This is a genomic window from Pseudomonas sp. Wu6, from assembly GCF_019891515.1.
Taxonomy (GTDB): domain Bacteria; phylum Pseudomonadota; class Gammaproteobacteria; order Pseudomonadales; family Pseudomonadaceae; genus Aquipseudomonas; species Aquipseudomonas orientalis_A.
Genome location: NZ_JAFLXH010000036.1, coordinates 37,875 through 50,425 on the forward strand (window position 1 = coordinate 37,875; position 12,551 = coordinate 50,425).

At 61.9% G+C, this 12,551-nt stretch carries 9 protein-coding genes; 8 read left to right on the forward strand and 1 reads right to left on the reverse strand.

Translation table 11 applies throughout. The features are described 5' to 3' along the window. The first annotated feature begins 89 nt into the window (after positions 1-89). The 3 genes from J1G34_RS21730 (at position 90) to J1G34_RS21740 (ending at position 3,472) form a co-directional block, all read left to right on the forward strand. Positions 90-698: a biliverdin-producing heme oxygenase gene (locus tag J1G34_RS21730; RefSeq protein WP_222994616.1), complete on the forward strand. Its 609-nt coding sequence runs from the start codon at positions 90-92 to the stop codon at positions 696-698. 95 nt (positions 699-793) lie between these two features. Beyond that, positions 794-1,198 (forward strand): YbaN family protein, encoded by a 405-nt coding sequence (locus J1G34_RS21735; RefSeq protein ID WP_065895110.1) that lies wholly within the window; start codon positions 794-796, stop codon positions 1,196-1,198. Positions 1,199-1,342: 144 nt separating this feature from the next. Beyond that, positions 1,343-3,472 (forward strand): methyl-accepting chemotaxis protein, encoded by a 2,130-nt coding sequence (locus J1G34_RS21740; RefSeq protein ID WP_222994617.1) that lies wholly within the window; start codon positions 1,343-1,345, stop codon positions 3,470-3,472. Positions 3,473-3,595: 123 nt separating this feature from the next. On the opposite strand, the gene J1G34_RS21745 is transcribed toward J1G34_RS21740, so the two are convergent. Beyond that, a complete protein-coding gene (locus J1G34_RS21745) occupies positions 3,596-4,159 on the reverse strand; it encodes an NAD(P)H nitroreductase (RefSeq protein WP_122683019.1) in 564 nt (187 codons plus the stop codon). 139 nt (positions 4,160-4,298) lie between these two features. Here J1G34_RS21745 and J1G34_RS21750 point away from each other — a divergent pair, with 139 nt between their 5' ends. The 5 genes from J1G34_RS21750 (at position 4,299) to J1G34_RS21770 (ending at position 12,397) form a co-directional block, all read left to right on the forward strand. After that, the gene (locus J1G34_RS21750) at positions 4,299-5,738 is read left to right on the forward strand and encodes a di-heme oxidoreductase family protein (RefSeq protein WP_222994618.1); all 1,440 of its coding nucleotides are present in this window, start codon (positions 4,299-4,301) and stop codon (positions 5,736-5,738) included. A 31-nt stretch (positions 5,739-5,769) separates the two neighbouring features. Next, a complete protein-coding gene (locus J1G34_RS21755) occupies positions 5,770-6,834 on the forward strand; it encodes an imelysin family protein (RefSeq protein ID WP_065887554.1) in 1,065 nt (354 codons plus the stop codon). 2 nt (positions 6,835-6,836) lie between these two features. Next, a complete protein-coding gene (locus tag J1G34_RS21760; protein ID WP_065936652.1) occupies positions 6,837-7,937 on the forward strand; it encodes a DUF1513 domain-containing protein in 1,101 nt (366 codons plus the stop codon). A gap of 258 nt (positions 7,938-8,195) precedes the next feature. After that, entirely contained in the window at positions 8,196-9,353 is a 1,158-nt protein-coding gene (locus tag J1G34_RS21765; RefSeq protein ID WP_065896448.1) for an efflux RND transporter periplasmic adaptor subunit, read from the forward strand. Then, complete coding sequence (locus J1G34_RS21770) at positions 9,350-12,397, forward strand: multidrug efflux RND transporter permease subunit (protein WP_222994619.1); 3,048 nt, start codon at positions 9,350-9,352, stop codon at positions 12,395-12,397. Before J1G34_RS21765 ends, J1G34_RS21770 begins: the two co-directional genes overlap by 4 nt. Positions 12,398-12,551 lie beyond the last annotated feature (154 nt).

Genomic DNA, 12,551 nt, shown 5'->3' on the forward strand with positions numbered 1-12,551 from the left:
TTTTTTACTGTGCCGCGTCTCCCTGTTCGTCTAGTTGATAACCGCTCTCTTTAGAGCCACAAGGCGCTACCCCCCTCAAGGATTTTTTCATGACCGCATCTCCTACCGCAGAACGTCCAGCCCTGCGCTCCCAGCGCCTGAACCAGATCACCCATGAGCCGCACACCAAGCTCGACGCACTGGTCAAGGCGCACGCCCCGTTTGAGACCCAGGCCAACTTCGCCCGCTTCATGGTGGCGCAGTACCTGTTCCAATCGGAGCTGGTCGCGCTGTACAACGATGCCGAATTGAACCGGATCATCCCGGACCTGGCCGAGCGCTGCCGCGCCGAAGCGGCCAGGCTTGATCTGGGCGACCTCGACACCGACGTACCGGCACCGGTTGCCGGTGCCGTGAACAACCCGGACAAGGCCCAAGCCCTGGGCTGGCTGTTCGTCTCCGAGGGCTCCAAACTGGGCGCCGCGTTCCTGATCAAACGGGCCGTGGGCCTGGGCCTGAGCGAGACCTTCGGTGCCCGCCACCTGGGCGAACCGGCGGGCGGTCGCGCCGAGGGCTGGAAACGCTTCACTCGCATCCTCGATGGCCTGCAGTTCAGCGCCGAAGAAGAAGCCGCGGTAGAAAAAGGCGCCATCGAGGCGTTTGTACGCTTCACCGTATTGCTGGAACAGGCGTACGCTACGGCCCCTGAACTGGCCTGACCTACTGATTGAAGTGCAATCAACTGTGGGAGGGGGCAAGCCCCCTCCCACAGTTGGAACGCATTTCACATTGTTTTTCTGTGATAACCCTACCTATGACCGGCAAAACCCAATCCACCTCCAGGATCGCGCAGATACTCTACGGCCTGCTGGCCTACGTCAGCCTGGGGATCGGCCTGGTGGCGATTGTCATACCGGGTTTGCCCACCACCGAATTCATCCTGCTGGCCGCCTGGGCCGCGACCAAAAGCTCACCGCGCCTGAGCGCCTGGCTGGAAAACCACCGCCTGTTCGGGCCGATCCTGTTCAACTGGCGCAATGGCAAGATCATCGCGCGCCGGGCCAAAGTCAGCGCCACCGTGAGCATGCTGCTGTGCGCCGTCCTGATGCTGGTGATGCTCGACCATGGCTGGCCGATCTATCTGGCGATTGCCGGGATGAGCCTGGGCAATCTGTGGATCTGGTCGCGCCCCGAACGCTTGGCCTCCACGCCCCCGTAAACGCCACCGCTCATCGATTTATCTCATGAATACCCCACCTGGGCTGATAGCGCAGGTAGCGTCAAATGGACTTGGCCATACGAGTGAGTAATCGGCTCTGCTTGTCCGCTTGCATTCTAATAAGTAAAAACGCGAGTAAACGCCATGTTCAACGCAGTCTCCATCCGATTGAAAATCGTGTTGTTGTCCGGTCTTTGCCTATTGGGCGTAATTGCGCTGATAGTCGGTATCAACCTCTACGAAACCAACCAGAACCACAAGCTGATCAGCGCGTCGAGCTCGCGGACGCTCACTGCCAGCGTGCAGGACCTGCTGCAGACCAAGGCCGCCGAACAGGCCGCGTACGTGCAAAAAACCTTCAGCGAAAGCCTGATGGCCGTCACCGCCCTCGCCGACCAGGTCAAGGACCTGCACACCATGGGCACCCGGCACTCGATCGACGCAGCGACCTTGCGCGAAGCGCTCAACCAGAGCACCAAGACCACCTTCGAACGCAATACCAAGGTCCTGGGCGTGTGGCTATCCTTCGACCCCAACGCCCTGGACGGCAAGGACAGCGACTTCATCAACGACACCGCCCGCGGGTCCAACGACGCCGGACGCTTCTCCATTTACTGGACCCGCACCGGCGGTGCAGGCGCGAACTCGGTGATGGCGGAAGCGGACCTGGTCAAGACCTCTACCACCCTCAGCGGTACAGCCGGCGATATCTGCCAGCGGGAAAGACGAGGCACCTGCCTGCTGGACCCGTATGAAGACAACGTGGCGGGCAAACCCATGTTGATGACCAGCATTTCCCTGCCCTTGCTGATAGACGGCAAGGTGCTCGGCATTGTCGGTATCGATATTGCGCTCAACGCCCTGCAAGCCTCGGCCGACGCCGCCCAGCACGAGCTGTTCGACGGCGCGGGGCACCTGCAGATGGTCGCCAGCAGCGGCTTGCTGGCAGCCTACAGCGGCCAGCCGGACAAGATCGGCAAGAACATCGGCGATGTGTTGAGCGTCGAGGGTAAGGAGGTCATGCAACTGTTGGCCAGTGGCCGCCGTGAGATTCTTCAACAGGATGATGTGATCCGGGCCGTCTACCCGGTCAAGCCGATTGCCGAGGCCGCAACGTGGGGTGTGGTCATCGACCTGCCCAAAAAGGTGCTGCTTGCCGACTCGATCAAGCTGCAGGACTTTCTCGATAAGGCCCAGGCCAGCGGCACCCTCAAGGCCCTGCTCGTCGGAGCCGCCGCCGCGCTGTTCGGTTTGCTGCTGATCTGGCTGACCGCCACCGGCGTGACCCGGCCCATCAATGGGGTGGCGGCCATGCTCAAGGGCATCGCCAGTGGTGACGGCGACCTGACACAGCGCCTGACCTACACGAAGAAAGATGAACTGGGCGAACTGGTCAGTTGGTTCAACCGCTTCCTCGACAAGCTGCAACCGACCATCGCCCAGATCAAGCAAAGCATCACCGAAGCGCGGGTCACGGCCGATCAGTCTTCGGCGATCGCCCGTCAGACCAGTGAAGGCATGCAGGTGCAGTTCCGCGAAATCGATCAGGTGGCCACCGCGTCCAATGAAATGAGCGCCACCGCCCATGAGGTGGCCAACAGCGCATCCAGCGCCGCCAACGCGGCACGCGAGGCGGACCAGGCAGCCCGTGAAGGCACGTCGATCATTGAGCAAAGCACCCACGACATCACCACCCTCGCCGAAGAAGTCAGCAAGGCCGTGGCGGAAGTGGAAGCCCTGGCGGTGAACAGCGAGCAGATCGGCTCCGTGCTGGAAGTGATCCGCAGCATTGCCGAGCAGACCAATCTGCTGGCCTTGAACGCCGCGATTGAAGCCGCACGCGCAGGGGAAAGCGGGCGAGGCTTTGCAGTCGTGGCCGACGAGGTGCGCAACCTGGCCAAACGTACCCAGGATTCGGTGGAACAGATTCGCCTGGTGATCGAACGCATTCAGACCGGCACCCGCGGCGTGGTGGCGACCATGCATTCCAGCCAGCATCAGGCCCAGAGCAATGCCGGGCAGATCCATCAAGCCGTGCAGGCACTGGGCAAGATCAGTGACGCCGTGACCGTGATCAGCGACATGAACCTGCAGATCGCCAGTGCCGCCGAAGAGCAGAGCGCGGTGGCCGAAGAGGTCAATCGCAACGTCTCGGCGATCCGCACCGTGACAGAGACCCTCACCGGCCAGGCCACCGAGTCGGCGGCCATCAGCAGCCAGCTCAACGCCCTGGCCAGCCAGCAGATGAAGTTGATGGATCAGTTCAGGGTTTAAACAACAGAGCAAATCCAATGTGGGAGGGGGCTTGCCCCCGATAGCGGTGTATCAGTCAATAAATGGGTGGCTGACACACCGCATCGGGGGCAAGCCCCCTCCCACATGTTGACCGCGCGCCGCTTAAAGACCGGTCCAGGCCTGGACGAACGCCGCAGCATCCTCCTTCGGCGCGGTGCGCGGCGGGTTTTGCGGCGTGCCCAGGTACAGGAAGCCGATCACCTCTTCATCTGCGCTCAGCCCCAGCCCTTTGGCCACATGGGCCGAATAGGACAACTCACCGGTGCGCCATACCGCGCCAATCCCTTGCGCATACGCCGCCAGCAGAATGCCGTGAGCCGCACAGGCGGCGGCCAGCAATTGTTCGGACTTCGGCACTTTGAAATGCTCCTGCAGGCGCGCAATCACCACCACCACCAGCGGCGCCCGCAACGGGCCGTTCTGGGCCTTGTCGATGGCGGCTTGCGGGGCGTCGGCATCCTGCAAACGCGCGGCTTCGGCCAGCAACGTGCCCATGCGCTCACGGGCCGGGCCTTCCACGGTGAGGAAACGCCACGGGCGTAACTGGCCGTGGTCGGGCGCGCGCATGGCGGCGGCGAACAGCACATCGCGCTGCTCCTGGGTCGGTGCCGGTTCCAGCAAACGCGGCACGGAAACACGGTTGAGCAAAGCGTCGAGAGCCTGCATTGGCCACCTCCAGAAAAAAATGTACGGTCATTCTAGCGGAATGCATCGGGCCGCCACCAAACGATAATTGCTCTTATTCAAACTGCCCTGCCCTGTTAGACTTTGCCACCGGATTTTTCGCCTTCGTTCAGGAAACTCGATGTTCCGTTCGCTACTACGCCTGTGCGCAGCATTGATGGCCCTGGGCCTGACTGCCTGCGACGACGCCCCAAGGTTCACCCAGGCTGAGCCGGGTGAAGCACGGGCCGGCGGCGCGGCGACCGTGAACAAGCGCGACCAGAACGCGTTCTCCCTGCCCTCGGCCAACCTGGCGCCTACCCGCCGCCTGGACTTCAGCGTCGGCAACAGTTTCTTTCGCAGCCCCTGGGTGATCGCGCCCTCGACCACCACTGCGCGTGACGGCCTGGGCCCGCTGTTCAATACCAACGCCTGCCAGAACTGTCATATCAAGGACGGCCGGGGCCACCCACCGCTGGCCGATGCGCCCAATGCCGTGTCGATGCTGGTGCGCCTGTCCATCTCCCCGCCTGCTACAGAGCTGGCGCCTTACGCCAAACTCATCGAACAGCTTGGCGTGGTGCCCGAGCCGGTCTACGGCGGCCAACTGCAGGACATGGCCGTGCCGGGTGTGGCGCCGGAGGGCAAGGTGCGCGTCGATTACACACCGGTCAACGTCAGATTCAAGGACGGCACGGTGGTCGAGCTGCGCAAGCCCGAGCTGCAGATCACCCAGCTTGGCTACGGCCCGATGCACCCCGACACGCGCTTTTCTGCGCGCATCGCGCCGCCGATGATTGGCCTGGGTTTGCTCGAAGCCATCAGCGACGCCGACATCCTGCGCAACACCAACCCGAAAACCGCCGACCGTGAAGCCATCGTCGGCCGGGCGAATCAGGTGTGGGATGACGCCGAGCAAAAGACTGTTTTAGGGCGCTTTGGCTGGAAAGCCGGGCAACCCAACCTCAATCAACAAAATGTTCACGCATTTTCCGGTGATATGGGCCTCACCACGTCCCTGAGACCCTTCGATGACTGCACCGGCGCCCAGGTGGCCTGCAAACAGGCACCCAACGGCAACGGCCCCGAGGGCGAGCCGGAAGTCAGCGACAACATCCTGCGCCTGGTGCTGTTCTATACGCGTAACCTCGCCGTGCCGCTGCGCCGCGACGTCGATGCGCCGCAGGTGCTGGCCGGCAAGAACCTGTTCTTCCAGGCCGGCTGCCAGGGCTGTCACAAGCCGACGTTCACCACGGCGGCCAACGCCTCCGAACCCGAACTGGCCAATGAGGTGATCCGCCCCTACAGCGACTTGCTGCTGCACGACATGGGCGAAGGCCTCGCCGATAACCGTACCGAATTCAAGGCCGGTGGCCGCGACTGGCGTACCCCGCCGTTGTGGGGCATCGGCCTGACGCAAACCGTGAGTGGTCACACCCAGTTTCTGCATGACGGCCGCGCCCGCAACCTGCTTGAAGCCGTGCTCTGGCATGGCGGCGAGGCGCAAGCGGCGCAGCAGCATGTGTTGTCATTCAACGCCGAGCAGCGCGCCGCGTTGCTGGCGTTCCTGAATTCTCTATAAGCTTTGCCCCAATTACAGAAGGGAGCTCGACATGTTCCGTCCCAAGTTGTTGTTCACCAGCCTGGCCGCCCTTGCCCTCGGCGCCTGCTCGCCCCAGGACCCGCAAGCGGTGACCTCGGCGGCCATCGCCAAGCAAGTCATCCTGCCGACTTACAGCCGTTGGGTTGAAGCCGACCGCCAACTGGCCGTCAGCGCCCTCGCCTATTGCCAGGATCAAGAGAGCCTGGACACCGCCCGCGCCGACTTCCTCCACGCGCAAAAAGCCTGGGCCGAGTTGCAACCGCTGCTGATCGGCCCGCTGGCCGAAGGCAACCGCGCCTGGCAGATCCAGTTCTGGCCGGACAAGAAGAACCTGGTGGGTCGCCAGGTCGAGCAACTGGTCAGCGCCCAGCCGCAGATCGATGCGGCCGCCCTCGCCAAATCCAGCGTGGTGGTGCAAGGCCTGTCGGCCTATGAATATATCCTCTACGACGCCAAGCCCGACGTCGCCGACCCGGCCCAGAAAGCCCGCTATTGCCCGCTGCTGATGGCCATCGGCGAACGCCAGAAAGCCCTGGCCGAAGAAATCCTGGCCAGCTGGAACAGCACCGACGGCATGCTTGCACAGATGACCAAGTTCCCCAACCAGCGCTACGCCGATTCCCACGAAGCCATCGCGGATCTGCTGCGCGTGCAGGTCACCGCCCTGGATACCCTGAAGAAAAAACTCGGCACGCCGATGGGCCGCCAGACCAAGGGCATCCCGCAACCGTTCCAGGCCGATGCATGGCGCAGCCAATCGTCCCTGCAGAGCCTGGAAGCCAGCCTCGCGGCGGCCCAGACCGTCTGGGTGGGCGTCGACAACAAAGGCCTGCGCGGGCTGTTGCCGGCCGATCAGAAAGCCCTCGCCGACAAGATCGACGCCGCCTATGCCGCGTCCCTCAAACTGTTCGCCAGCAACCAGCGCACCCTCAACGAACTGTTGAACGACGACGCCGGGCGCCAGCAGCTCAACGACCTCTACGACAGCCTCAACGTGGTCCATCGCCTGCACGAAGGCGAGCTGGCCAAGGCGCTGGGCATCCAACTGGGCTTCAACGCCAACGACGGTGACTGATGATGCTCAGGCGACAGGCTTTGGCGGTTGGCAGCGTACTGCTCAGCGCCCTCACCTTGGGCGGCTGGACGCTGTTCAAGCACAAGGACAAGCGCCCGCTGCTGCTGTCGGCGCGCGATGATGCCGACGGCAGGCACTACGCCGTCGGTTATCGCCTGGACGGCAAGCAGGTGTTCGCCACCCAGGTCGGCCAGCGCTGCCACGACATCATCAACCACCCGACGCTGCCGATTGCGTTGTTTGTCGCCCGCCGTCCGGGCACCGAGAGTTACCTGATCGACCTGCGTGACGGCGCGCTGTTGCAAACCATCACCTCGAACGCCAATCGCCACTTCTATGGCCACGCGGTGATCCACAAGAGCGGCGACTGGCTGTATGCCACCGAAAACGACACCTCCGACCCCGGCCGTGGCCTGTTGGGTGTGTACAAGTTCGAAGGCGAGCGGCTGGTGCACAGCGGCGAGATCTCCACCCACGGCATCGGCCCGCACCAGGTGTCCTGGATGCCCGATGGCGAAACCCTGGTGGTGGCCAACGGCGGCATCCGCACCGAAGCCGAAAGCCGCGTAGAGATGAACCTCAACGCCATGGAGCCGAGCCTGGTACTGATGCACCGCGACGGCGGCCTGGTCAGCAAGGAAACCCTGGGCCAGCAGATGAACAGCGTGCGCCATATGGGGATCGCCAGCGATGGCACCATCCTTACCGGGCAACAGTTCATGGGACCGTCCCAGGAGCGTTCCGAATTACTCGCGATCAAGCGCCCGGGGCAGCCGTTCATGGCGTTCCCGGTGGATGATGCGCAGTGGCAGGCCATGGGGCACTACACCGCCAGCGTCGCGGTGCACAGCGAGCTGCGCCTGGTAGCGCTGACGGCGCCACGCGGTAATCGCTTCTTTATCTGGGACATGGACAGCGGCGAGTTGCGCCTGGACGGGCCATTGCCGGACTGTGCCGGCGTGGGTGCGGTGGCGGACGGCTTTGTCGTGACCTCGGGCCAGGGGCGCTGCCGCTTCTACGATTGCCGTCAGAAACAGCCGGTGGCGACCCCGCTGACCCTGCCGGCAGGGTTGTGGGACAACCACCTGCATCTCATGACGTAACCCCCCATCTTGATCGCAACGCTCCTGCGCTGACGCCCGGGAGCCCATCCGCCGACAGCCGTTTGGCACTTCTCCTACGCAACCTGTGGAACTGTCTCTCACCCGGGGAACAGTGTTCTCACAATAACTTGCGAAACCACTCCTTATCCCCGTCCCCGTCCTGATCAAGACTGCGGCGCTCAGTGCAGCGCCGCCTGCTCTTGCGTGCTCGCGCTTCGTTCAACCTGCACAGGTTTCACAAGGACCCCCACTATGACCATGCCGGGCCGCCGGATGATTATCATGCTCAGCCTCGTTCTGTCCGTCGTCCTGATGCTCGCCGGCTACAAGGCGCATTGGATTTATCAACAGTTGCAGCTTTTGCATGGGCCAAAGCCACCGGTCAGCGTGGCGACGTCCAATGCCTTTGAAATACCCTGGCAGCGCCAGATGCCGGCGGCGGGCACGCTCAAGGCATTGCAAGGTATCGATCTGAGGGTTGAGGTGCCCGGTGTTGTGACACAGCTGCACTTTGAGTCAGGGCAAAGGGTCGAGGCCGGGCAGCCCCTGCTGCAGCTTGAGTACCAGACCGAGCAGGCCGAATTGGACGTGGCAAAGGCCGACCAGCGCCTGGCCCTTCAGAACTTTGAGCGCGGCCGCAAACTGGTGGAAATCAGCGCCATCTCCAAAGGCGAGTTCGACCGGCTCGGCGCTGAACTCAATCGCAACACCGCCGTGGTGGCACAGCGTACTGCGGCGCTGGAAAAAAAGCGCATCGTCGCGCCCTTCACCGGCACCATTGGCATTGGCCAGGTCAATGCGGGCGATTACCTGCAAAGTACCCAGGTTATCGCCAGTCTGCAGGACACACGCCAGCTTTACGTTGACTTTTATGTGCCCGAGCAAGCCGTTCAACTGATCAGGAAGGGGCAGTCGGTTCAGGTTGAAATCTCGGCACGCCCCGGCATCTTCAGCCTCGCCAAGGTGAGTGCCATCAACCCGCTCGTCGATGACAGCACGCGAAACGTGTTGGTGCGCGCAACGCTGCCCAACCCGCGCGATGAGCTGTTGCCGGGAATGTTCGCCCATCTGCGGGTGCTGCTGGACGAACCGACTGCACACACCGTGATCCAGGAAAGTGCGATCGCCTTCAGTCCTTATGGCCAGTACATTTTCGTAATAACACCCAGTAACCACGGCGAGCCGCACGCCTCCGATGCCGGCGATACGCCGCAACTGATCGCCGAGCAGCGCCTGGTCGAAACAGGCGAACGGCGCAATGGCCTGGTGGTGGTTTCCAAGGGGCTGCACAAGGGCGAACAGGTGGTCACTGCCGGCCAGCTCAAACTCAAACACGGCACTCCTGTGCGTATCAGTATCGACCGAAGCCAGCCGGAGGGGACGCTGCCGATGCCTCATCAGGAGGGTGCGCAATGACCTTCACCGACCTGTTCATTCGTCGCCCGGTGCTGGCCGTGGTCGTCAGCCTGCTGATCGTGCTGCTTGGATGCCAGGCCTACGAAAAACTGCAACTGCGCCAGTTTCCACAGATGGAAAACGCACTGGTTACGGTCACCACGGTCGCACCGGGACTGAGTGCGCAAACCATCCAGAGTTACGTCACCCAGCCCTTGCAACAGAGCCTGGCCAGCGCACAAGGCATCGACTATATGACCTCGTCCAGCCGTCAGAATATTTCGTTCATCTCCATCTACAGTCGGGTCGGCGCCGACAGCGACCGCCTGTTCACCGAACTGCTGGCCAAGTCCAATGAAGTCAGGAACCAGTTGCCCAGCGGCATCGAAGATCCGGTATTGAGCAAAGTTGCAGTGGACAGTACCGCGCTGATGTACCTGAGCTTTTCCAGCAAAACCATGAACAACGCGCAGATCACCGACTATCTGCAGCGGGTGGTCCAGCCTCGGTTGGTGACACTGCCGGGCATGGCGCAAGCGCAGATTATCGGCAGCCAGAGCTTCGCCATGCGCCTGTGGCTCGACCCGATAAAACTCGCCGGGTTTGGTCTGGGCGCCAGTGACATAACCCAGGCAATCAAACGCTACAACGTACAACCTGTCGCGGGGGACCTTACCGGCGAATATGTCGTCACCAGCGCGACCACCCACACCGAACTCCAATCGGTCGAGGGGTTCAGTGCCATTCCAGTGAAAACCGAGGGCGACAACCAGGTGCGCCTGGGGGACGTGGCGCGCATTGAGCTGGGCTCGCAAAACTACGACAGTTTCAGCACCTTCAATGGCACCCCGGCGGTCTATATCAGCATTCAAGCCACACCCGATGCCAACCCCCTGGAGTTGGGCAAGCGTGTTCGCGAACTGATGCCCCAATTGCAGGCGCAGGCGCCACCCGACCTGCACTCGGATATCGCCTACGATTCGACGCTGTATATCAACGCTTCGATCGAACAGGTGCTGTCCAGCCTGATGGAAGCCTTACTGATTGTGGTGTTGGTGGTGTTTTTGTTCCTGGGTTCGTTGCGCTCAGTGATCATTCCCGTCATCACCATTCCACTGTCGCTGCTTGGCACTTTGTTCCTCATGCAACTGCTGGGCTATTCCATCAACGTGCTGACGCTGCTGGCCATGGTCCTGGCTATCGGCCTGGTGGTCGACGACGCCATCGTGATGATGGAAAACATCCACCGGCACATCGAAAAAGGCAAATCTCCACTTGAGGCCGCCATCAAGGGGGCAAGAGAGGTATGCGTTCCGGTGGTGTCCATGACCATCACGCTGGCTGCGGTCTTTGCGCCTATCGGCTTCATGCAGGGTTTGACCGGGGCGCTGTTCAAGGAGTTTGCCCTGACCCTGGCCGGCGCTGTGGTGATTTCCGGGATCGTGGCGTTGACGCTGTCACCGATGATGTGCGCCATTTTACTGCGGCCTGAAGAACAGCCAACGGGCCTGTCGCTGGCTCTGGAGCGTTTTTTCAATGCCCTGAAAAAACGCTATCGACGGCGCCTGCGCCAGATCATGCGAGCGCGGTCGGTGGTATTGGTTTTCGCCGCGCTCGTGCTCTGCCTGATACCCGCCATGCTCACGTTCACCCTCTCGGAATTGGCGCCCGACGAGGACAAAGGCCTGATTTTCATCCTGTCCAGCGCGCCCCAGGCAACGAACCTGGCCTACCTGAATCGCTACACCCAGGACTTTATCGAACCGTTCAACACCGTGCCCGAATATCATTCATCCTTCCAGATCAACGGCCTGGACGGATTACATTCAGGCGTCGGCGGCTTCCTGCTCAAACCCTGGGAGGAACGTGAGCGCACACAAATGCAAGTCCTGACAGACGTACGTGAAAAACTCGACAGCAACCCCGGCCTGCAAGTCTTCGCATTCAATTTGCCCTCCCTGCCGGGGACCGGTGAAGGGCTGCCCTTCGGCTTTGTCATCAGTTCCCAGCAGGACCACAGTTCGATGATGAACGTGGCCGAGCGCATCAAGCAACGAGCGATCGACTCGGGGAAGTTTGCCTATGTGGATATCGACCTGGCCTTCGACCGCCCGGAAGTCATGGTCGACATTGACCGGACCAAGGCCGCCCAGATGGGCGTATCCATGGAGGACCTGGACCTGACCCTCACCACCCTTCTGGCTGAGGCGCAAATCAACCGATTCAGTATCGACGGGCATCTCTACAAAGTGATAGCCCAGGTCGAGCGCAACTACCGGGACAACCCCCAATGGCTGAGCCAGTACGCGGTAAAGAACGCCAAGGGCCAATTGCTGCCCTTGTCGACGCTGATCACCGTCTCCAGCCCGCAGGTTCGTCCCCAGCGGTTGAATCAGTTCCAGCAACTCAATTCGGTCACCGTGTCGGCCTTTCAGATTGTCGGCATGAGCGACGCATTGCAGACCTTGCAAACCATTGCCCAGGAAGAGGCGCCAGCGGATTACAGCTTCGATTACAGCAACGCTACGCGCCAGTTCGTGCAGGAGGGCAATGCGCTATGGGGCACGTTCGGCCTGGCACTGGCCATCATCGGCCTGGTGCTGGCGGCGCAGTTTGAAAGCCTGCGTGATTCACTGGTAATACTGCTGACCGTGCCGCTGTCGGTGTGCGGCGCATTGATCGCGCTGTTTCTGGGTTGGTCCACCCTGAATATCTACACGCAGATCGGCCTGGTCACGTTAATCGGCCTGATCAGCAAACACGGCATCCTGATCGTCGAGTTCGCCAATCAACTGCGCAAGCAACAAGGCCTGTCCGCGCGGGCTGCGGTCGAACAAGCTGCCGCGACCCGTCTGCGGCCGATTCTGATGACCACGCTGGCCACCGTAATGGGCGTCGTACCGCTGATTTTCTCCAGCGGCGCGGGCTCGGTCAGTCGGTTCGATATCGGCATGGTGATCGCCACCGGCATGTCGATCGGCACCCTGTTTACCCTATTCGTCCTGCCCACGGTGTATACGACGCTGACCAAAGCGGACAACACAGCCAGGGCACTGACCCGATAGCGCTGCCTAGTCCTGAAACAGGGCACCACATGATCGTTCCCACGCTCTGCGTGGGAATGCCGCCCTGGACGCTCCGCGTCCTGCTTTCAGCACAAAATCCGGCACTTTCATAATGGTGACGCGGAGCGTCACGGGATGCATTCCCACGCGGAGC